This window comes from Salinimonas chungwhensis DSM 16280 (assembly GCF_000378185.1).
Taxonomy (GTDB): domain Bacteria; phylum Pseudomonadota; class Gammaproteobacteria; order Enterobacterales; family Alteromonadaceae; genus Alteromonas; species Alteromonas chungwhensis.
Genome location: NZ_KB899380.1, coordinates 160,756 through 183,141, shown reverse-complemented (window position 1 = coordinate 183,141; position 22,386 = coordinate 160,756). Strand labels below are relative to the sequence as shown.

Below are 22,386 nucleotides of genomic sequence, written 5' to 3'. Positions count from 1 at the left end.
TTTGCGGCGCAGTATAAATTATTCGCTGGCAGATAGATGTCCGATCAGTTTATTTAGTAAAATTTAACCTAAAGAACTAAAGCAGTTGCGACATTAAACCGATAGCCTATCAGGTGAATTCACGTTTTAGCTGCATGCGGTACTTAATTAATGCAAACATTCGTTCCAGAAGATTTAGATGACGATATCCTGACCGACCTGATGGAGGAAATCAATGAGCTGTATGAAGCCAGTGAGCAAACGCTCATTGAGCTTGAGATTAGGCCTCAAGATAACGAATTACAGCGTGCTTTATTTCGCTCTATTCATACCATAAAAGGGGATCTCGGACTGGTTAATTTTACGCCTATGATCCCGCTGTTGCAGCATGTAGAAGACTTGCTTGATTGGTTGCGCAAAGGCCAGATGCAGTATACCAGCACCATGAGCGACCTCGTATTGCTAACGATGGACAGGGTCAAGGTTTTTGTAGAAGCGGTGATGAATCATGGTAAAGCTGATTACGATAGCGAACTGCATGACAAGCTAGTGTTAGCAGTATCGCGGATTACGCCTGATAATCAGGCAGATCATGAACGGCTGTTACATGAGGCAGTACTGCTGTTAAATCCGTCTCTGGATGCTTCTTTTGATAATCCGACAGACGGGAACTCAGCGTTTCGGCCTGAAGGTCAGACGCTTCCGGCAACCCTGTCTAACACCGGTATTCCGAAATCTCTGAGCGCTGAGCGTCAGATGGACATGCTCTTTTTCCGTGAGCTTATGCAAACGATTGAGCACCGGTCTAATTATTGGGCGGGGCGGGGAGATCGTATCGCGAAGCTGGCAATGTATATTAATCATCAGGCCGGTAACCCTATCGATGATGACCAATTAGCGGTAGCCTGTTATGTTCATGATTTCGGGATGGCTTTCATGCCGTTGCACTTGCTCAACAAAACAGAGCCGCTGACTGACATCGAATTTAACCTGATGCGTTCTCATGTTTATAAAAGCTCGCGATTACTGGAGCATCTGGAACAATGGGATCATGCCCGTAAAATTGTCATGCAGCATCATGAGCGCCCTGATGGCAGTGGCTATCCGCTAGGTTTAAAGGAAAACGATATTTGTGACGGTGCTAAGCTACTGGCGATCCTTGACACTTATGATGCAATGACCCACTCCCGCGCGCACAATAAAGCGACTGAAATCTCAAAAAAGCAGGCGGTAATTGAAATGAATCGCCAGGCGAGAGGGCAGTTCAGCGCTGAGTGGATGCGTCATTTTAATGCGGTGATGACTGCATTACTGACCCAGCCGGCAAGCTAGCGAGCAGGGGCTGCTAACAGTGCCGTGGCATGGTCTATAATTTGCCGCGCAATGGTCGTATTGGTTTGGTTATGGCGGGTTAATGCAAAAAAGTGTTCCTGCAGTGTATCGGCCTGGCCAATCCAGCGCACCTGGTATTGTTGTTCCACATGTTCTGCTATGCATGAAGGCGCACAAAATACACCAAAGCCCTCTGCGCCAAACAGTTTGAGCAACGCGCTGTCGTCAAATTCTGCTACTTGTTTGGGGAATAACTGGCGATCCTCTAGCCATGCACTAAGACCAAACGCTATCCCCGACCTGACGCCGGGCATCAGCATCGCGGCCTGGTTTAATGAGTCAGGAAATTCCGCTTTAAGGCGGTTAGCTAATGGCATGCTGGCAAAAAAGCTGACCGCGCTGGTACCCAGTGAATGACCCACCGCGCTCACGGCTGCCCCGGGGGCGACGCCACGATCAGCAAGGACTATGTCAATTCGGTTCACAGCCATTTCGCTTAGTAAATCATCAAATAAACCTTCCTTAAAGACAAAGCGTACCTTAGGGTTAGCTAGCATTGTCTGGTGGATAAATTCATATGCCAGCACTTTTGGAATCGCGTCGGTCAGACCTACGGTGTACTCGTTAGATGTTTGCGCATCGCCTGAGCGCAGCAGTTCGGCCAGCTCATTACCTTTTTTAAATATTTCCTGAGCATGCTGATACACCTGCTTTCCCATTGCATTGGGCTGCAACCGTTTGCCAATACGGTCAAATAGGGGCTGACCACACTGTGCCTCAAATGTTGAAAGCAGTCCACTGACAGTCTGGGGAGTAACATGTAATGTTTTTGCTGCGCTGGCAATACTGCCAAGCTTCGCTGTAAGGTAGAAGTAATAGAGGTGACGATAATTAAGTTGATGCATATTGTAAGAAAAAACCGATGTTATATCTCGATATTATCAGTTTTACACTGATGGTAAAGATGATTAGACTCTAACTTCCATTTCATCTGTGGTTGAATGATGGCCAAAAATATAGATCTCAAATCTGTTCGCAAAACATTATTCTCGCTATTGAAACCAGATCGGCATTTTTTTACCGCCGCGATTGTCTATGGTGTGGCAATTGGTCTGTTAACGCTGGCAGTGCCATTGGCGGTACAGACGCTTATTAATAGTGTGGTAAATACGGCGTCGGTTCAGGCTGTTATTACGCTGGCCGTGGTATTGTTTATTATCCTGCTTGTCTCTGGGATTTTCAGTGCTCTGCGTATGCGTGTGATGGAATATTATGAACGTAAAGTCTATTCGCGACTGACGTCTCAGCTGAGCCTGAAAACAATCTTTGCCCCCCACCGCTTTTTCGAAGGTCGTCGTAATGTGGCCATCACGCAGCGTTATTTTGATATTATGACGCTGCAGAAAAACATTCCTTCACTGATGATTGACGGTTTCGCGCTTGTACTACAAATGCTGGTTGGGTTTACCCTGGTGAGTTTTTATCATCCGGCATTTTTTGCATTTAATATACTCATTCTGCTCGTCATGCTGGGTATATGGAAAATATGGGGAAAAGGCGCCAAACGCTCTGCAGTTCGCCTATCTCAGGCAAAATATGATGGGGCAAAATGGCTTAGTGATATCGCCGCTGCCCACGAGTTTTTCAAATCCAGTCGCCATCTTGACTATGCCGCGGGCAACACACAAAAGCACATTGAAGGCTACCTAAGTGCTCATCGGCAGCATTTTCGGTTTACCTTCACCCAGGCTGTGATGTTTCTGTTGCTATATGCTGCTGCCAGCGCTTCGTTACTTGGTATTGGCGGCTACCTGGTTGTTCAGGGGCAATTATCCTTGGGGCAACTGGTAGCGGCCGAGCTAATTATGTCAGCCGTATTTTTAGGGATCTCCCGGTTTTCTATCTATCTTAAGCTTTACTATGAGCTATATGGTGCAGCAGAAAAGCTGGGTGGCGCACTCAAAATGCCCCAGGAAGATGCCGATCAAACTCAGCAGGCATTACCGGCATCTTCGGCGTTACGGTTTGATCACGTCAAACTGAAACACACTCATCATAATTATTCATTAACCTGGTCAGTACCTGCGGGCCAAAAGTGCTTCGTCATGACTAAGCATGCGTGGATGCAGAAGCAGTTGGTCAGTTTTATCAAGCGTCACGAAAATGCTCCCCGGGGAGTTATCTTTCTGGGCGAAAAAGCCCTCCAGGATTACGATATCTTTGAGCTTCGGCAATGCATATCCACGATAGATCGGGCGCTGATGGTAGAATGTACGGTTAAAGAATACTTTAAAATGGCGGCGCCGGACGCGGGTAGCGGAGAAGTGTACGATGCACTGCGTCAGGTTCATCTTTATGAAACGATAGAAGAGTTGCCGGACGGGCTGGACACGACCTTATCGGTGATGGGCAACCCACTTCAACCTGTAGAATTACTGTTGTTAAAACTGGCTGCGACCATCTTAACCAAACCCAGCATTGTACTGGTCAATCAGCATTTTGATGCAATTCCAGCAGCGACCAGGCTGCATTTGCTTAAGGTGCTGGAAAATATAAATGCTACCGTACTATATTTCACCAACGCGCCGAATGACCGCTTTTTTGATCAAACCGTGACCCTGGAAGACCTTGCTTCTTCGAGCGTACATGTCGCTGACGGAGAGCCTCATGCATCATAACGAAGCGCGCTATCTGGATAAAATCTCTGCATTAAGAAACGACTATCTTCCCAGTGCCTATAAAATACTGGCAGGGGTCGTTGTGGTGTTAGTCATTCTGGTTGCTGCATTGTTGTGGTTCACACCATGGGTGCAAACGGCTTATGGAACCGGTCAGGTGGACTCACTGGATCCTGCCCAGCGTACTCAGGCAATATCAGCGCTGGTATCAGGACAGATAAAACAATGGCATGTTAATGAAGGTGAGCTGGTAGAACAGGGCCAGCCGATTGTTACACTGATCGATGTTGACGAGGAATTGGTGAGTAAGCTGCAGGCCCAGCTTGATGCCGCGCAGGCTGTCCATGCTGCAAATCAGAGCGCAGTAGCTAATGCGCGCAATAATCTGAATCGCCAACAAACGCTGCTGGAGCAAGGGGTGGCCTCGGATAAGACCGTTGAGGCGGCCCAGATAAAGCTACAGGAACTTGTTGCTAAAGCGGCTAAGTCGCAGTCTGACATAAATAAAGCAAGTGTTTCGTTGTCACGGCAACGTACCCAGACCAAGGTTGCGCCCTCTGATGGGGTGGTTATCAAACTTAAGTCCGGCGGTCCGTCTACCTATGTGAAAGCTGGTGAAGTACTGGGTGAGTTTATTCCTGAAGGCGTCCAGCGTCATGTCAGGGTCACGGTCAGTGGTATGGACGCACCTTTAATTGAAGTGGGTAGAAAAGCCAGACTACAATTTGAGGGCTGGCCGGTCTTTCAGTTTAGTGGCTGGCCGGAAGCCGCCATCGGCACTTTTGGCGGCGAAGTGATTTACGTTGAGCCAGTAGCCGACAATATTGGTAATTTTAACGTCTGGATAGCGCCAGATCCTGAAGGACAACCCTGGCCACAGGAGCAGGTTGTACGGTTTGGCAGCAGGGTTAAAGCGTGGGTATTACTTGAAGAAGTGCGCCTGGGCTACGAATTGTGGCGGCAATTGAACAACTTTCCGCCGAAGCCGGTAGTGCTCGATAATAAGATGAAGGCAGAAAAATAATGAAGCCATGGTTGTTGCTGGCGTTAACTTTAATGGGTGTATATCCGGCCAGGGCCGAGACGTTATCGTTATCTGAAATGCTTACCCATGTAATGACCTCACATCCTTATTTGCAAGCTATTGAACAACAGGGTGAACAACAGCGATTCGAACTGGAAAGTGCCGATGCTGCGTTTGATCCGTATGTGGCCCAGTCGGTCAACAGTCGCTTGTCTGGGTACTATTCCGGGGATGTCTCCACCAGTGAATTTTCACAGCCGCTTTCAACCATGAATGGTGAGGTGTACAGCCAGTATCGTATTGCCGACGGTGATTTCCCGGATTATAACGGGCAGTACGATACATTATCTGGTGGCGAAGCAGCAGTGGGCGTCAGGTTATCTTTGTTACGCGGACGAGAAACAGATGACCGCCGTACGGCGCAGCAGAACGCCCGGCTTGCTATAGAGCGCTGGCAAACCAGTTATTTACTGGGGGTCAATAAGCTAATGTACTCTGCTGCAATGACCTATCTGGACTGGTACGAAAGCCATCTTAAAATAGAACGACTTAATGAATTACGCCGCACATTGGAAAAACAGGAAAATGTGTTGGTGCGTAAGGTGGAGCAAGGTGATGAAGCGCAGGTTGTGCTGCAGGCATTTGAAGCCAATCTGCTTGAAATTGATTTGCTAAAAGCAACCGAAAGACAAAAGCTGCAAGCTGCTGCGACTAAGCTGTTTTATTATGTACCGCCTAAATGGGTGACCCGGGCTGAACCGGTGATTAACAGCCAGCAATGGCCTTATCAGGTCAATCACACACAATTGAGTGATTTGCGCCATCATCTGACTGTGCATCCATTAACAGATGATTTGAACCTGGCGATAAAACAACAGCGTAACAAGCAACGTCTGGCGCAAAACAATTTGTTACCCAAACTGGATATGAAAGCCGAACTGGCCAGAGATTTAGGTAGTGGGCCGACCTCCCTTATGCAAACCGATACCAAAGTGGGACTGGATTTTAACTATCCGCTGGGCAACCGCAAAGCCAAGGCGAAAGCTGCCGGTGCGCAAGCCAAGTTGCGTGAAATGACATTCAAGCTCGCCGATGCCGAACAAAAGCTGGCCCAGCAATTCGATACAGCGGTAGCAAAGTGGCAACAAAGTCAGGATCTTACTGAATTAAATCAGCAAGCTGCCGCATTGGCTGAGCGCTTGCAAGCGGTGGAAAAAACCCGGTTTGATATTGGAGATACCGATGTATTTGTACTAAACGCCCGTCAGATTACCTTTATAAAGGCACAGCTAAAGTTAATTTCAGCAAAGGTTGATGAGCTCAGAGCACAACTGGCATTGTACTATGTGTCAGCGCAACTTCCTGCTGCGCTGGTTTCCCGTTAGCCACGCCGCGTAACCAGCTTATTTTATTTTTGCTGTGTCAACTCGCATAAATGCAATGCCAGTGGACTTATTATCAAACAAAGCGCCTTTAGACTTATTGAATCTTCGTGTACCTGGCCAGAAAGTCGTCATGAGATAACATTTGAGCGATAGGTTGTTGTTTTGCCTCATAGACTTTTGCCATGATATCAAGTATTGCAGAGTCACTGTGCACATCAGCTGACGGATGATAATCGGCAGGCATTATTCCCTGGCCCATCATAACTTGCACCCAGGAAGCATCCCGGAACATATCATTTTGTTCATTAAAAACAGTGGCGGTATCTTTAAAGGCATTAATCTTTTGCGCCAGCCTATCAGGTAATGTTAGCCGCTGCATATCCTGCCAGAAATCAGAATCGTCTCGTTCGTTAAGGTAGTAATGCAGGATGATGAAATCGCGAATGGTTTCATATTCGTCTTTCGACTCTTCGTTATATAATGCTTCCATGGAAGGGGTCACAGCGTTGTTTGGAAACATTTTTAACAGCCGCACAATTGCTGATTGAATCAGATGAATGCTGGTTGATTCCAGAGGCTCCAAAAAGCCGCTGGACAAACCAATGGCCACGACATTTTTGTGCCATTGCTTTTCAGCCCGACCGGTTTTAAAACGAATTTTACGCGGCTCATCGAGGGCCTCTGTATCAAGATTATCCATCAACATATTACGCGCTTTGTCGTCATTCAGATATGCTGAGCTGTAAACCAGCCCATTACCATTACGATGGGTCAGGGGAATTCGCCACTGCCAGCCCACCTCACGGGCAATACTGCGGGTATAGGGCGCTGTCTGCTGGTGGCGCTGTGACGGCACAGCCAGCGCGGAATCAGCGGCCAGCCAGTGCGACCAGTCTTCATAGGCAACCCCCAGCGCTTTTTGCAATAACAGGCTTCGCATACCGGTACAGTCGATAAAAAAATCGCCCGTAACCTGGCGCCCGTCAGTTAACTGCAGACCATTTACAAAGCCGGTTTTGGTATTCAGCGACACATGTTCAATCATACCTTCAGTTCGCTTCGCACCGGCCTGCTCAGCAAGTCGGCGTAAAAACTGACCATACAGCGTAGAATCAAAATGGTAGGCATAGCCCATGTTATAAACCGGATTTTCCGACTGGATTTTGTTGAATTTACCGGCCTTGCAGCCAAGATAATTAAGATCAAAATCCCATAAAGAGGCGTCCAGACCCGCTTTTCGGGCACGCAACCAGTAATGTTGAAAACCACAAATTCCTAACGTAGCGCCTGGCGCGCCAAAAGTATGAAAGTAGCTTTCACCCTGTTTGCGCCAGTTTTCAAATGCGATGGCAAGCTTAATGGTCCCATTGGTTTCCCGTAAAAAAGCCTTTTCGTCCAGCCCCAGAAATTGATTAAATGTCTGAATGGGTGGAATGGTAGCTTCACCAACGCCGATAGTGCCAACATCTTCTGACTCCACCAGCTCAATGTCAACCTGCGCCTGAAGCACCTTTTTTAACAGGGCTGCTGTCATCCATCCAGCTGTGCCTCCCCCGGCGATAACAACTTTGCGAACGGGATCTTGCATGGGGTTATCCTTATAGCTCTAACCAATCACTAACAGGGCACTGTAGTGAATCTTCACATAAAAGCAACTGGATATTGGCACCGTAGGAAGTTAAAAACCATAAGGTAGTCGACCACGTAGTCGCCAGACTCTCTGTTCAGACTATAATTTGTCCTGCCATCCGAAGCATCTTTGAGTTACAAGACATCTTCTATGCAGTGGGCCTGAAGCTAAAATTAATACTGGGCTTTAAGCTGCCCAGTCATTGGAAATTGAAGAAAAACTTTCAACCGGGCACATCAAGTTCTTTAAGTTTGCGGGTAAGAGTATTTCTTCCCCAGCCCAGGCGTCTGGCCGCGTCCTGTTTATGACCATGGGTATAATGCAGAGCACGCTCCAGCATGATTTTTTCAAAGGTGTGCATAGCATCATTTAAAATATCAAATTGCCCGGCATTAAGCTGGTTATCGGCCCAGCGAGCCAGAAGTTCGGGCCAGTCTTCAGCTTTTTTCTGGCCGGTCTCTTTAGCACTGTCTTTATGAATTTCCGGGGGCAGGTCGTGGGGCAGAACTTCCTGTCCGCTGGCCATCACGGTTAGCCAGCGACATACATTTTCCAGTTGCCTGACGTTTCCTGGCCACGGTAACCTGGCCATCAGTTTTTCTGTTTCCTTACTCAGTGTTTTTGTTTCGACATCAAGCTCTACAGCAGCCTGACGCAAAAAATGACCGGCAAGCAAGCCAATGTCTTCGCGCCTTTCTGCCAGTGAGGGCAGATGAATGCGAATAACATTCAGGCGGTGGAACAAATCTTCCCTGAATTTTCCTTCATGAACCCGTTGCTCAAGATTTTGATGTGTGGCAGCAATAATTCGAACATCCACCGTCACCGATTGATGGCCGCCCACACGATAAAACTGACCGTCTGCCAGTACCCGCAACAAACGGGTCTGCACATCTAACGGCATATCGCCAATTTCATCCAGAAAAAGCGTGCCACCGTTAGCTTGCTCAAATCGGCCCTGGCGCGCATTCTGAGCGCCAGTAAACGCGCCTTTCTCATGCCCAAACAATTCTGATTCCACCAAATCAGCCGGGATCGCCGCCATATTGAGGGCGATAAACGGGTTTGCCGAACGCGGACTGTGGCGATGTAAGGCCTGGGCCACCAATTCCTTGCCTGTGCCTGACTGACCATTAATCAACACACTGATTGATGAACGGGACAACCGTCCTATGGCCCTAAACACTTCCTGCATAGCAGGAGCTTCACCAATTATTTCCGGCGCCGGTTCTTCAACAGGAGCTTGTTGATGGCGTTTTTGTTCCCGGGCGTGGGCCAATGCCCGCTGAGATAGTGTTACTGCATCATCTATATCAAAAGGTTTAGGCAGATATTCAAATGCACCGCTTTGATAAGCATTAACAGCGCTATCCAGATCTGAATGCGCGGTCATGATAATAACCGGGATCATCGAATTCACATCATGCACTTCCTTTAACAGCGTCATGCCATCCATCTGCGGCATGCGAATATCTGAAATGACCACCTCGGGGGCCTGGCCGCTGTGTAGCTGGCGCAACAAGTCTTCAGGGTTTTCAAAGCAAATACAGCTGATGTTCGCCGCTTGTAGCGCCTTTTGAATTACCCAGCGTATGGAGCTGTCATCGTCTACAATCCAGACGGATTCACTATTCATCAATTGACTCCTTACGGTCTATGGGAAGGTACAACACAAACTCGGTATGGCCGGCGTGACTGTCTACATCAATGCGGCCGCCATGGTGGTTGATCAGGGTTTGCGCGATAGACAGGCCCAGGCCGCTGCCCTGTGTTTTGCTGCTTACCATCGGATAAAACAGCGTGTCTTTAATTTCGTCGGGAATCCCGGGGCCGTTGTCCTCAATCGCTACTTTCGCCACAAGAGGATAACGCTTACCCTGAATGGTCATTTGACGTTCTACCCGTGTTTGCAGACGTATCCTCGGCGCAGGCGTGTTGGCTTCAGTCAGCGCCTGAATACTGTTTCTGATGATGTTGAGAACGGCTTGTTGCACCATATCCTGGTCCACATGCACATCGGGAATGCTCGGGTCATAATCGCGTACAATGGTGATTGGATTATCCGAGTCAGCCTGCATTAGTGTGCGGACTTTTTCTAAAGCCTGATGCAAATTACTCCACTGTAACCGGGGCAGGGCGTTGGGCCCTAACAGGCGATCAACCAGAGCCCTTAATCTGTCAGACTGCTCAATAATCATTTGGGTAAATTCTTTGAGCCCTTCGTTGTTAAGTTCTTTTTCTAATAGCTGCGCTGCGCCACGAATACCGCCTAATGGATTTTTAATCTCATGAGCCAGGCCGCGCACTAACTCCCGGGCAGCGTAATGCTGTGCATTTTGCAAATTTTCTTTTGAAATACGCTTTTGCTGATCTATCTGTCGCACTTCAAATAGCAGCCGGGCACGGCTTTCAATCTGCAGATTTGTGACGGTTAAATCTGCCATCACAAAACGATTATCTTTGAATACGAGCCGGACTTCATTCTCGGTAAAATCCTCGCCGCGTCGCATAGCAGCTTTTAGTCGTGATTGTTGAATGGCGCCAGGTAGGAAAAAATCATACAGAGGATGTCCATATAACTGTTTAACCCCTGTTTCAAATAGGGCTTCGCCTGAATGATTGGCATACACAATATTCAACTGGTCATCAATCATCACCAGTGCAGTATTCAGGTTATCAAGAAGGTTATATGGCGTATGGGCAGTGCCATGCATATTTGCAAATACTCCTTTGCACATTATTGGTGCATTGCGGTCTGTCTGTTAGCCCGAGCACCAATGACTATGCACCAACACCTTCAGCAGAAACGTCACGCAACCTATGGCTGAAAGGTTATTGCCCGGCGTTATTATTAATTAGTGCAGAAGCCTGGTGCATATAAAATGTTTGTTGACTGGTAGATGCAAGAGTCTTGCCCTTATTATTAACAAGAGCGATGCTAAATGTGTGAGCGCCGCGAACGACACCGGACAGAGCGAAGGTCCCTGACGTATTTGTATCAATAATTTCGCCATCCAGCGTCAGCTGGAACTGACCGGTAGGCCGCGGATTAGCCGTGGCGGTGATGGTCACTTTACCATTGTTGTTGCGAATTGTTGCTTCTGGCGCAGGGCGTTTAACCGATAACGTATAATCAGGCTGCTTACGCGCTTGAGAAGCGTCCTGGCTGTTGTCTTTTACGGGCGTAGGCAGGGCATCTGTCACATTGAGGGTATGTTCATCAAAATTGACCGGCTCACTGTGTTTAGAGGGCGTATCGGTATAAATCACCGTACCATCTGCCTGCTCTATCTTATAAACTTTGCCTGGGTCTGCAGGCGCCGACAGACTTGCCAGGGTAAGTGTAAACAACAGCGTTTTTGTCATAATTTTCTCCTGATCCCGTTTTATCATATTACGAAAATCCGCTTAAAAAGACACATTTACAATTATAAACAGGTATAAAAAAACCCGCTTTAAGCGGGTTTTTGGTAATCGTGATTATTACACGCTGTAGTACATATCAAACTCAACAGGGTGCGTAGTCATTCGCAATGTTGTAACTTCCTCTGTCTTAAGATCGATATATGCATCGATTGTATCATCTGTCATTACGCCGCCTGCCTTAAGAAACTCACGATCGTTATCCAGTGCTTCCAGAGCCATCTCTAATGAACTGGCTACCGTTGGGATATCTTTCGCTTCTTCTGCTGGCAGATCATAAAGATCTTTGTCCATCGCATCGCCTGGGTGGATCTTATTTTTGATCCCGTCAATACCGGCCATCAGCATAGCGGTAAAGGCCAGGTAAGGGTTAGCTGTTGGGTCAGGGAAGCGAACTTCAATACGACGAGCCTTATCGCTGGTTACGTAAGGAATACGAATTGATGCTGAGCGGTTACGCGCAGAATAGGCCAGCATTACCGGTGCTTCAAAGCCTGGTACAAGACGCTTGTAAGAGTTCGTAGACGCATTAGCAAATGCATTGATTGCTCGTGCGTGCTTAATAATACCACCAATATAATATAAGGCTTCTTCAGAGAGACCCGCATATTTGTCGCCGGCAAAGATGTTCTTACCATCTTTAGAGATTGATTGGTGAACGTGCATCCCTGAACCATTATCGCCAACCAGTGGCTTAGGCATAAAGGTAGCAGTCTGACCATACGCGTGGGCGACGTTGTGCACTACATACTTGTAGATTTGCAGCTCATCAGCCTTGCGAACCAATGTATCAAATTCACAGGCAATCTCGTTCTGACCAGCGGTTGCAACTTCATGGTGGTGCGCTTCAATACGCAGACCCATCTCTTCCATAACCATACACATTGCAGAGCGAGTATCATGGGCTGAATCTACTGGTGGTACCGGGAAATAACCGCCTTTCACGCCGGGACGGTGAGCCAGGTTGCCGCCTTCAAAATCTTCACCTGAATTCCACTTTGCTTCAGCAGAGTCAATCTTGTAAAACGAGCCGCTCATATCTGTATGAAAACGTACATCGTCAAAAATAAAGAATTCTGGCTCAGGTCCGAAGAAGGCAGTATCGCCAATGCCGGTTGATTTTAAATACTCTTCAGCACGTCTTGCCACGGATCGTGGATCGCGCTCATAACCTTCCAGCGTGGTAGGCTCCACTATGTCACAGCGAATATTAACCTGTGTTTCTTCTGCAAACGGATCGAGAACTGCAGAGGAAGAATCTGGCATAAGAATCATATCTGATTCGTTGATACCTTTCCATCCACTGATGGAAGAGCCGTCAAACATCTTGCCTTCTTCGAAAAACTCATCGTCGATGAGGGCGGCCGGAATAGAGACGTGTTGCTCTTTACCTTTTGTATCAGTAAAACGCAGATCTACAAACTTCGCTTCACTTTCTTGAATCAGCTCTAATGCCTTTTCTATTGACATCGTGTCCTCCAGGTTTTGATGTATTGGCGCAGGAAAATCTTTGTTTCCTGTCTTAAGTTAAAAATGTAAAAGCGATATTCATGCCATGTGTCTAAGACCGGAAATCTGCGGCCTGAATAGAAACACTATGGAATTCAAATTGAAATATTGCACCATAATGTTGCGATACCGCACCGTGATAGTGCAATTGTTTAGGGCGATAAATGCGTCAAACTGGTGCGGCGCCCGCCAATTAAGGTTTTTGCTACGTATATTTTTAATCTTCAGGCCTACATACAGTAGTTAGAGACATTGAGATTACAGAAAGGAAAGAAAATAAACGAAAAAACAGGCGAAAAATCGATAAACTTTCTGTACAATCCGCGCACATTTCATCTCTGCAAAAAATTTTCACACCCAAAACCGGTCCCCGCGGGTAGTACCGGGCAGGTAATACAGGCTCTATTTAATGAAGACTTACGATATTTCAAAGTTACGCAACATTGCGATTATTGCGCACGTTGACCATGGTAAAACAACATTGGTTGATAAACTGTTGCAGCAGTCCGGTACACTGGAAAGCCGGGGCGAAGCAGAAGAGCGCGTCATGGACTCGAATGATATCGAGAAAGAGCGCGGCATTACTATTCTGGCTAAAAATACCGCTATCCACTGGCAAGATTATCACATCAACATTGTAGATACTCCCGGACACGCAGATTTTGGCGGTGAAGTAGAACGCGTGATGTCTATGGCTGATTCAGTGCTGTTGTTGGTTGACGCGCAGGAAGGCCCTATGCCGCAAACGCGTTTTGTAACCCAGAAAGCTTTTGCGCAGGGGCTTAAACCCATTCTGGTTATCAATAAAATCGACAAACCCGGCGCCCGTCCTGATTGGGTAATGGATCAGGTGTTTGATTTGTTCGACAACCTGGGTGCCACCGATGAGCAGCTTGATTTTGATGTGGTCTATGCGTCAGCCATCAACGGGTGGGCCTCGCTGGATGCCGATACCGTAGGTACCGACATGACCCCGCTGTTTGAAACCATCGTTGAAAAAGTCAATGCGCCTAATACTGATCCTGAAGGACCGTTCCAGATGCAGATTTCGCAGCTGGACTATAACTCCTATGTAGGTGTTATAGGTGTTGGACGTATAACCCGTGGTTCGGTTAAGACCAATCAACAGGTTACAATTATTGATAAAGAAGGTAAAACACGTAATGGCAAGGTGGGTCAGGTTCTGACGTATCTTGGTCTGCAGCGTTTTGATGCAGAAAAGGCCAGCGCCGGCGATATTATCGCCATTACGGGGGTTGGTGAACTTAAAATATCCGACACCATTTGCGATGTTAATAATGTTGAGGCGTTGCCAGCGCTAACGGTTGATGAACCAACAGTAACTATGACCTTTCAGGTTAATACATCACCGTTTGCCGGTCGTGAAGGTAAGTATGTTACCTCTCGTAATATTCTAGAGCGTCTGAATGATGAACTGGTTCACAACGTTGCCTTGCGTGTTGAGGAAACCGAGAACCCGGACAAATTCAGAGTATCAGGACGCGGCGAACTGCACCTGGGTATTTTGATTGAAAATATGCGCCGGGAAGGTTATGAGCTGGCGGTTTCCCGTCCGGAAGTTATACTTAAAGAAGACGAAAATGGCAATGTCGAAGAGCCGTTTGAAACACTGACCATCGATTGTGAAGAAGAAGATCAGGGCTCTGTTATGGAGCAGTTGGGTTATCGTAAAGCCGAGCTGACGAATATGTCGCCTGACGGAAAAGGCCGGGTTCGTATGGACTTTGTTATTCCCAGCCGTGGTCTTATTGGCTTTCAGACTGAGTTTATGACGCTGACATCAGGTTCAGGACTTCTTTATCATACCTTCGACCATTATGGTCCGCATAAAGGCGGTAAAATCGGCCAGCGTAAAAATGGTGTTCTGATTGCTAATGCGGCAGGTAAGGCACTTACCAACGCACTGTTTAATTTGCAGGAACGTGGACGCTTATTTATCGGTCATGGTGTTGAAGTTTACGAAGGTATGGTTATTGGTATCCACAGCCGCGAAAATGACCTGACGGTAAATGCGCTTAAAGGCAAGCAGCTGACCAACGTTCGTGCATCAGGTACAGATGAAGCGCAGAGTCTGGTGCCGCCTGTGGTTATGTCACTGGAACAGGCGCTTGAGTTTATTGATGATGATGAGCTGGTGGAAGTTACTCCGCAGAGCATTCGTGTCCGTAAGCGTTTCCTGACGGAAAATGAGCGTAAGCGTGCGTCTCGTGCTCCGAAGGGCTAAAATACTCCAAAGATTAAAAACGCCGGCGCCCATGCCGGCGTTTTTGTATCTGCGATACTGGTCTGTCATCTAACCTGTAAAATGTAAGATAAAAACCGTTAGACCGCATCTCAGTAAAACAACTGAGAGCCACTATGGCACGTCAGTCAGTGGTAGTGATAGATGACGATGCTATCACTCTGCAACGCATCTGTGATGCGTTGGTAAGCCAGCTTAAAATGAATGTGTATGCGGTTAATTACAGTAAGCTTGCCCGGGATTGTCTGCGCCAGCAACACGACGCTACAGTATCTTTGATCATCAGTGATCAAATGATGTCGGATTATGATGGACTTCATTTGCTCACGTGATGGCGCGACAAGAGCATGCAGTCGCCATTTTTGTGGATCACTGCTGTGCCACCCGCAATACAGTCGTAAAGGCCGGCGCAGTGGGGGTGACGCAGTTTATTGCCAAACCGTTTAACATGGACAGACTAATGGCGAAAATTCGGGGATTGCTGGCACACTGACAGCAATGCTATCCATCTCATTCCCAAATCTTCTAACACAACAGTGGATTGGTTCGTGGTGAGTTGGTTACACTGCCAACACGTTTAATCTGACAAAGGACCGGCTTGCAGTGACCTATAATTTTGATAAAACTCCTTCCAGAGAGGGGACCTATTCGTTCAAATGGGAAAAATACAAAGGGCGCGATATCATTCCGGCCTGGGTAGCGGATACTGAATTCCGCTGCGCCGACCCTATTCTTGAGTCGCTAAGCAGACGGATTGAAGATGGTAACCTGGGTTATGTTTTGCCAGGCCAGTATCAGCCGGCTATTGATGCCGTGGTACGCTGGCTGAAAGATAAGCATAACTGGGATATCGATCCTCTCTGGCTGGTGTGGACGCCTGGTGTTGTTCCCGCTTTTAACGCTGCATGCAAAGCGTATTGTGAGCCCGGTGACAAAATCATGGTTCAGGTCCCTAACTACCCGCCTTTACTCGCAGCGCCGAAGTTGAATGACATGCAGAGGGTGGCTATCCAAACGGTAGAAGTGGATGGACGGTATACGCTGGATTTCGAACAGCTTGCGCAGGAGGCCAGCGATCCTGCCTGTAAATTACTGATCCTTTGCAATCCTATGAATCCGGTGGGCTCGGTGCTTACCCAAAGCGAGCTGGATCAGGTTGCAGAGATTTGCCAGCGTAACAATGTCGTATTATGTTCAGACGAAATTCACTGCGACCTTGTATTAGATGAAGATAAAGTCCACCTACCCGCCGGGCGTGATCCTAAATTAAAAAACAACAGTGTTACCCTGATGGCAGCGAGTAAAACATTTAACATAGCAGGGCTGGGCGCATCATTTGCAATAATACCGGATGCGAAGTTACGCCAGCATTTTGTTAAAGCCGCCGCAGGCATCGTTCCATGGGTTAACCAACTTGGTCTGCTGGCGACAGAGGCAGCCTTTACCCGCTGCGACGACTGGCATACCGACCAACTTGATTATTTGCGCGAAAACCGAGATCTGGTATATGAACGCATCAATGCTATAGAGGGATTATCGGTCAAGCGTCAGGAAGCAACATTTCTGGCCTGGGTGGATGCTTCAGGCCTGGGTGTGGATGATGTGCAAAAATGGGCCGAGCAAAAAGGTGTCGGCCCGTCGCCGGGAGTAGATTTTGGGGCCCCACAACATTTTCGGGTAAACTTTGGCTGTAGCCGGAAAATGCTGAGTGAAATTCTGGAACGGCTGGCTTCAGAATAAAGAAACCAGCTTATACGCCCCAAGACAGATAACAAAGCCCACTACCACTATACCCAGTAAATTACTGGTCAGGGCGTTTTTAAAGGCGCCCAGAGTGCGGCTTTTGTTCATAACTACCAGCAAAAATATAGCTACAATGGGTAATAATAAACCGTTGGCAGCCTGCGCAAAAAGGATGGCAGCCAGCGGTTTGAATCCAGCTCCGGCGATAATCACCCCGGTGGCGATAATTGACATCCAGACAGCTTTAAACGGTTTGCTGTTCAGATCAGTTGACCAGTTAAGTGCGCCGCACACGGCATAACTGGCTGCCAGAGGTGCAGTGATAGAACTTGTCAGACCGGCAGCAAATAATCCCGCGGCAAAAAACCACTGCGCAGATTCACCCAACACTGGCTCCAGCTGTTTGCCCATGTTAGTTGCATCCATCTGCGCATTTTGCCCAAAAAATGCCAGCATTGCTGTGGCCATTACAACGAGTGTAATCAGCCCGCCAAAACCAATGGCAAAGATAGACTGTTTACGCGATGCATCAATGGCAGCCGCTTTATCTTCGCCGGCATAATTTTGTGCCGTTAGACTGGCATGTAGAAACAGGTTATAAGGCACGATGGTAGTACCGATAAGTGCCAGGACCATGGTGATTGCCGTGGCATCCAGCTGCGGCGATGTTGCCTGACTAAGCATGGCAGACCAGTCGGGGTCGGCAGCAAACAAGGTGACAAAAAAGACCAGCGCCATGGCAATAACCAGAACCACCAGTACTGACTCAATCATCTTGTATTTACCGCTATATAGCAATGCAGCTGAAATACCGCCAAGAATCATGGCCCATTTTCCGGTTCCTATTTGCCAGAATGCGTCGAGCCCAATCGCTGCGCCGGTAAGATTTCCCGACTCATACGCGGCGTTGCCGATGCCTACCGCGGAAACCACTAAGGCAGAAAAGAAAATTTTTAGAATACGATTTTCGCTAATATCCTTAAGGCCTGCCGCCAGACCATTTCCGGTAGCAATACCCAGCCTGGCCGCCATGTCCTGTAAAACCATTGTGGCCACAATGGAAAAAAGCAGTGCCCATACCAGATGAAAACCAAAGTTTGCACCTGCAATGCTGGCGGTGGTCACTGTACCCGGGCCAATGAAAGCCGCTGCAATGATAAATCCGGATTTGTCTTTTGCCATAAGAGGGCTGCCTGTATGCTAAAAGTCTGCTTTTCAGTCTCAATAGACTGGCGTTTCTCAGGGGGGCGGATGGTACGTAAATCGTTCAGCTACGCCAAGAGTAAATCAAAAAAAATTTATATGGCTTAACCGTTATCTGGCTTTGTGCAGTCATTTTGCTAATACCGTTATCTTCACAAAGCACTATGCGCGGTGGTAAAGGTGCAAAATATTAACCAAACAGGTAGGCTACGAAAAAAAGTATGTTGACTGAGGTAAGCATGACATTTTCAGCTGATGCATTCACCCGGCTGTATTCACAGGCAGCATTTAATCGAATTATTCTGCCTGAACAGAAAGCCCGGGGACTCATGGTGGCAATATGTGCCGCGCCGGAAATTCCCTTGCCTGAGACCTGGATGCCCTGGTTTATTTACCATTCAGGTGAGGAACCGCGCTTAGCCGATGGGATTATAGATGATCTGGCGCAGGCGTTAATGCATTGTCTGCGCGATACGCTCAACACTATGCGCCACGACGGTTCTTTACTGCCACAGCAGACCCTGGCCACAGATGAGCCGGACGAATCGCTAAGCCTATGGCTGAACGGTTTACTCGCAGGGCACCAGCACCTGGAGCCGGTATGGCAAAGTGCCTGGCTGCGCGCTCAGCAAAATCCGGGGGCAGATGATGGCCTGAACAATACTGAAGATCCGGCGAAGCGGCTTAAACGCTGTCTGAAAATGTTTTCTACGTTGGCTGATATTGAGCAGGCATACCAGAACCGTACGCCTGCACAACAAGTGCAATTGAAAAAGCATATTCCGGCGCTGCTTAAACAGCTACCGCAGATGCTCAGGGAGTATATCCAGCTGGCCGGAGAGCTGGCCAGCTTTTTACCCAACCAGTTTGAAATGTTTGAGGGAAAAGCGGATAACTGAACGAATGTCCTAACACTGAACTATCTTGGCAGGACAGACCTGCGCCTGGAAAGTGTTTCACGGCGCGCAGCGATATACGCATCTAATTCTTCTTTTGCGGACTCGTACGCGTGTTTGAGCTCAATTGACCCGGGTTCTTTAAGCAACGCATTAAATGTACTATCAGTGCGGTGTAACAATATCTTTAACCGCTCGTTATTTACATCCATGTAATCATTCCTCTTTTTTGGTACATAACGCTTGTTTGACCAACGATTTTTAGGTACTACGCTTTATTCCTGTGAACGGCTAAAAAGGTTTAACCACTGCCAGAATAACTACTGCTAGTAAAACCAGTACCGGCACTTCATTAATAATTCGATAAAAGCGTGCGCTATGGGTATTTGTATCGTTGGCAAACTGTTTTACCAACCGATACAGATAAAAATGATAAACATACAGCGCTGCCACCAGAGTTAACTTAGCGTGAAGCCAACCCGATACTTTTAACCAACTTGTACCGTATATGCCAATAAGCCATATACCAAACACAGCGGTAAGAATGGCAAACGGTGTAATAAAAAACCACAGACGTCGCTCCATGATTTTAAATTGCGCTTTTACCGCCGGTTCGTCAGTCTGCGCATGATAAACAAACAAACGTGGCAGATAGAAAATGCCGGCAAACCAGGCTACCATGAAAAAAACGTGCAGGGCTTTAAGCCAGAGTACTGTCATCTTGTTCTTCGCTTTTTAATCTAATATTGAGAACGCTGCAAGACACTTTGCAGAATGTTCCAGGTGATTACGCCGACAATATTGTCCGGTTCAGAATCATAAATATATACAGCGCCGCCACGCGCGTTTTTTAGCTTCTCATAAACTTCATGCAGGGTGCACTGGCTATTGAGGCCGTCTATAGATGAGTAGTCTAATGCCTGCGCATCGTGTTCCAGACTGACATCATATTCCACCATTTTAAATTCAAGGTGCTGCTCGTGCTGAATCTGCTGTAACACCACTGACGCGGGGTGATCTGAAAGATGTTGTTCAATGGCTTCAGCAGGCGCATCAATAAAAATTTTATAGTCTCTGGTCATGGCTGCCAGCACGCCGGTTTTTTCAAGTGCCTCACGGATAGAGGTAATAGCATAGGGGAGATTTTGATAGTCCAGCTGGCGGATAAATATAGACCGATTACCCAGAAATTGAGTGGAGGTCACATAAGCCGGTACAATAACCAGCATTGCCGGTAGAATGATTTGCGGACTATACGACAGCTCCATGACCGCCGACAGCGCCGCCAGAGGCGCATGTAATGTTGCGGTTAGCATGCCCGCTACGCCCAACAACGCAAAGCTGCTGATATAATTCTGAGTATCAATAATGCCGCTTAGCGGAAACAATAACACCGCCCCGGCGAGCATGCCGATAAGCATCACCGGGCCCATGATGCCACCGGGGACACCCAGACCGATAGCAAAAACAGCCAGTAAAAATTTTGCCGCTAGCAAAGCCACTAAGAAGGCCGTATCAGGCTCTTCGGTAAACAGCACCTCCACACTTTCAAAACTTGCTCCGGTAGCTTCGGGAAGCACAATACTCACACCGCCGGTTATCAATGCAGCCAGAATAAGGCGCCAGATCATACTGAAAGGCCGAAACAGGGTCATTACCCGCATTAACTGATTATTAAACAGCGCTGCCAGTGCGCCCAGAACTATGCCCAGCAAAATCAGGTAAAAATACATCCATTCGCTGAAGACCGCGAAGGTCAGAAAAGACAACTCGTTAATTTCGCCAAAGACCATGCGGGTGAGCACGGAGCCACACGCCGCGGCGAGCATCACGGGTACAAAAATATGAATTTTGTATTCGCGCAACACCACTTCCATAACAAAAATAACGGCTGCGAAGGGGGTGTTGAAAGACGCTGAAATGCCGGCGGCGATTCCGCAGCCGGCTAAAATGCGAATACTGTTGTAGGGAAGCCGTAGCCACTGTCCAAGATAACTGCTGCCAGATGCACCGATATGTACCGACGGACCCTCGCGGCCGACAACAAATCCGCCGGCCAGCGCGAACATACCGCCAAAAAACTGATTGATGGTCGTTCTGAAAGGCACATAACCGTAGAACATCTTTACCCGATGTATAACAAAAGGGATACCCATGCGATAATGCTTAAAGCCGGTCAGGAAAGCTACTAACAAAATAAGCGCGACTGCGACCAAAGGTAACAGAAAGCGGGCCATCCACTGATGAGTAAAAAGTTGGTTTAGCGTATCCAGCGCGTGCAGGTGAAGCCACTCGTAACTCAGCCTGAACAGAATAATCAGTCCGGCTGCGATGCTGCCACCGCAGATGCCGAGCAGGCAAACCAACACTGATGTTTTCGGATGAGCAAGTTCCTGGCGTAACCCATTGAGGTGCATGCATTAACCGGCTGGATGATTGAACAGATAACGGGTAGCTTACCACACGCAACCTTAATTCCTAAGCTTATGATGTGCTTAAATTTTAGTTTATTAATGTATGTTTAAAAAACGATTTAAACCGGTTCTTGCCGGAACCAGAGCGGGAGTTACAGTACTGCTGGTATTGGTGATGACATTTTCACTGGGCGCTGTGTGGGGAGGTTACACCAAAGAAAATCAGGCGCTGCAGCTTGAAAATGCACAAAATACCCTGATTTCTCTGCAACAGGAGAACGAAACGCGGGTCCAGGCTCAGCACACACTGGAAACCCGCTTTGCGCTCTTACAACTTGAGCATGAAGCGCTCAACGAAGCCTATTCCCGGCAAATGGATGCACTTGACGAAGCTCAGCGCACCCTGGCATTTTACGAAAATGTGGTAGCGCCTGAAAAGCGTAGCGAAGGGTTGGTGGTGGATGGTCTGGCAATTGAACGTCAATCAACAGCTGATACGTACCGACTACAACTGGTATTGCTGCAAAATTTTCCACAGCGCGCTGTTGTCAAAGGATTGCTGAAGATTTGTATTATAGGAGAAGCGTCTGCCGGCGCTAAAGATATTTGTTCTGGTAGCGACTATCTGTTGCCAGAGGGAGACTTGAAATATCGGTTCAAATTTTTTCAGGCGGTGGATATCGCTATCACATTACCTGCAGATTTCAGGCCGCAGTCGATAATATTTTCAAGCGATGTCTACCGATACACGACCAAACGACAAACTTTTTCCTGGTCAGTAAACTGGGACGAAGCAGTGACAGCAGCAGCCATCGGGACAGATTAGTTCAGATTCCGTTGATTGCGGTGTTATGATGTAAGATAATTCCGGCACAACCGGCAAGCCGGTTTTGCACATGCTAAGAGG

Annotated in this window: 19 protein-coding genes; 9 read left to right on the top strand and 10 right to left on the bottom strand. The window is 47.7% G+C overall.

Going from position 1 to position 22,386, the window contains the following annotated elements:
• The first annotated feature begins 150 nt into the window (after positions 1-150).
• The gene (locus F458_RS0110360; protein WP_018983351.1) at positions 151-1,311 is read left to right on the top strand and encodes an HD domain-containing phosphohydrolase; all 1,161 of its coding nucleotides are present in this window, start codon (positions 151-153) and stop codon (positions 1,309-1,311) included.
• Here F458_RS0110360 and F458_RS0110355 read toward each other — a convergent pair.
• A complete protein-coding gene (locus F458_RS0110355; RefSeq protein ID WP_018983350.1) occupies positions 1,308-2,216 on the bottom strand; it encodes a LysR family transcriptional regulator in 909 nt (302 codons plus the stop codon). The two genes, F458_RS0110360 and F458_RS0110355, sit on opposite strands and share 4 nt — an antisense overlap.
• A 99-nt stretch (positions 2,217-2,315) precedes the next feature.
• On the opposite strand from F458_RS0110355, the gene F458_RS0110350 reads away from it, so the two are divergent.
• The 3 genes from F458_RS0110350 to F458_RS0110340 are packed head-to-tail and all read left to right on the top strand — an operon-like array spanning position 2,316 to position 6,398.
• Positions 2,316-3,989 carry an ABC transporter transmembrane domain-containing protein gene (locus tag F458_RS0110350; protein WP_018983349.1) on the top strand — a complete coding sequence of 558 codons (1,674 nt, stop codon included), beginning with the start codon at positions 2,316-2,318 and terminating at the stop codon, positions 3,987-3,989.
• Positions 3,979-5,013, top strand: coding sequence for an efflux RND transporter periplasmic adaptor subunit (locus tag F458_RS0110345; protein WP_018983348.1), 1,035 nt, complete (start codon positions 3,979-3,981; stop codon positions 5,011-5,013). The genes F458_RS0110350 and F458_RS0110345 overlap by 11 nt, the downstream gene beginning before the upstream one ends.
• Positions 5,013-6,398 (top strand): TolC family protein, encoded by a 1,386-nt coding sequence (locus tag F458_RS0110340; RefSeq protein ID WP_018983347.1) that lies wholly within the window; start codon positions 5,013-5,015, stop codon positions 6,396-6,398. Before F458_RS0110345 ends, F458_RS0110340 begins: the two co-directional genes overlap by 1 nt.
• Before the next feature lie 94 nt (positions 6,399-6,492).
• Here F458_RS0110340 and F458_RS0110335 read toward each other — a convergent pair whose 3' ends face one another.
• The 5 genes from F458_RS0110335 to glnA all read right to left on the bottom strand — a co-directional run bounded on the left by F458_RS0110335 (position 6,493) and on the right by glnA (position 12,921).
• Positions 6,493-7,986: a tryptophan halogenase family protein gene (locus F458_RS0110335; RefSeq protein WP_018983346.1), complete on the bottom strand. Its 1,494-nt coding sequence runs from the start codon at positions 7,984-7,986 to the stop codon at positions 6,493-6,495.
• Between the two features lie 265 nt (positions 7,987-8,251).
• Positions 8,252-9,664, bottom strand: a complete 1,413-nt coding sequence (gene glnG, locus F458_RS0110330; RefSeq protein ID WP_018983345.1) for a nitrogen regulation protein NR(I) — start codon at positions 9,662-9,664, stop codon at positions 8,252-8,254.
• Positions 9,657-10,742 (bottom strand): nitrogen regulation protein NR(II), encoded by a 1,086-nt coding sequence (gene glnL / locus F458_RS0110325; RefSeq protein WP_018983344.1) that lies wholly within the window; start codon positions 10,740-10,742, stop codon positions 9,657-9,659. The genes glnG and glnL overlap by 8 nt, the downstream gene beginning before the upstream one ends.
• A 118-nt stretch (positions 10,743-10,860) precedes the next feature.
• Positions 10,861-11,394 (bottom strand): DUF4124 domain-containing protein, encoded by a 534-nt coding sequence (locus tag F458_RS0110320; protein WP_018983343.1) that lies wholly within the window; start codon positions 11,392-11,394, stop codon positions 10,861-10,863.
• Positions 11,395-11,511: 117 nt separating this feature from the next.
• On the bottom strand, positions 11,512-12,921 hold the full coding sequence (glnA, locus tag F458_RS0110315) for a glutamate--ammonia ligase (RefSeq protein WP_018983342.1): 1,410 nt from the start codon (positions 12,919-12,921) through the stop codon (positions 11,512-11,514).
• Positions 12,922-13,369: 448 nt separating this feature from the next.
• Between glnA and typA the strand changes: the two genes are divergently transcribed.
• From typA to F458_RS0110300, 3 genes are all read left to right on the top strand, one after another.
• Positions 13,370-15,205, top strand: coding sequence for a translational GTPase TypA (typA, locus tag F458_RS0110310; protein WP_018983341.1), 1,836 nt, complete (start codon positions 13,370-13,372; stop codon positions 15,203-15,205).
• A 134-nt stretch (positions 15,206-15,339) separates the two neighbouring features.
• Positions 15,340-15,555 carry a response regulator gene (locus tag F458_RS21025; protein ID WP_018983340.1) on the top strand — a complete coding sequence of 72 codons (216 nt, stop codon included), beginning with the start codon at positions 15,340-15,342 and terminating at the stop codon, positions 15,553-15,555.
• Between the two features lie 271 nt (positions 15,556-15,826).
• Positions 15,827-16,963, top strand: coding sequence for a MalY/PatB family protein (locus F458_RS0110300; protein WP_018983338.1), 1,137 nt, complete (start codon positions 15,827-15,829; stop codon positions 16,961-16,963).
• On the opposite strand, the gene F458_RS0110295 is transcribed toward F458_RS0110300, so the two are convergent.
• Positions 16,955-18,148 carry an Nramp family divalent metal transporter gene (locus tag F458_RS0110295; RefSeq protein WP_018983337.1) on the bottom strand — a complete coding sequence of 398 codons (1,194 nt, stop codon included), beginning with the start codon at positions 18,146-18,148 and terminating at the stop codon, positions 16,955-16,957. The genes F458_RS0110300 and F458_RS0110295 overlap by 9 nt on opposite strands.
• A gap of 260 nt (positions 18,149-18,408) precedes the next feature.
• On the opposite strand from F458_RS0110295, the gene F458_RS0110290 reads away from it, so the two are divergent.
• Entirely contained in the window at positions 18,409-19,068 is a 660-nt protein-coding gene (locus tag F458_RS0110290) for a UPF0149 family protein (protein WP_026294617.1), read from the top strand.
• Positions 19,069-19,088: 20 nt separating this feature from the next.
• Here F458_RS0110290 and F458_RS0110285 read toward each other — a convergent pair whose 3' ends face one another.
• The 3 genes from F458_RS0110285 to F458_RS0110275 all read right to left on the bottom strand — a co-directional run bounded on the left by F458_RS0110285 (position 19,089) and on the right by F458_RS0110275 (position 21,482).
• On the bottom strand, positions 19,089-19,277 hold the full coding sequence (locus F458_RS0110285; protein WP_018983335.1) for a hypothetical protein: 189 nt from the start codon (positions 19,275-19,277) through the stop codon (positions 19,089-19,091).
• A gap of 79 nt (positions 19,278-19,356) precedes the next feature.
• Complete coding sequence (gene hemJ, locus F458_RS0110280) at positions 19,357-19,785, bottom strand: protoporphyrinogen oxidase HemJ (RefSeq protein WP_018983334.1); 429 nt, start codon at positions 19,783-19,785, stop codon at positions 19,357-19,359.
• A 20-nt stretch (positions 19,786-19,805) separates the two neighbouring features.
• Complete coding sequence (locus F458_RS0110275) at positions 19,806-21,482, bottom strand: chloride channel protein (RefSeq protein ID WP_018983333.1); 1,677 nt, start codon at positions 21,480-21,482, stop codon at positions 19,806-19,808.
• A 100-nt stretch (positions 21,483-21,582) separates the two neighbouring features.
• On the opposite strand from F458_RS0110275, the gene F458_RS0110270 reads away from it, so the two are divergent.
• The gene (locus tag F458_RS0110270; protein WP_018983332.1) at positions 21,583-22,305 is read left to right on the top strand and encodes a DUF6776 family protein; all 723 of its coding nucleotides are present in this window, start codon (positions 21,583-21,585) and stop codon (positions 22,303-22,305) included.
• Positions 22,306-22,386 lie beyond the last annotated feature (81 nt).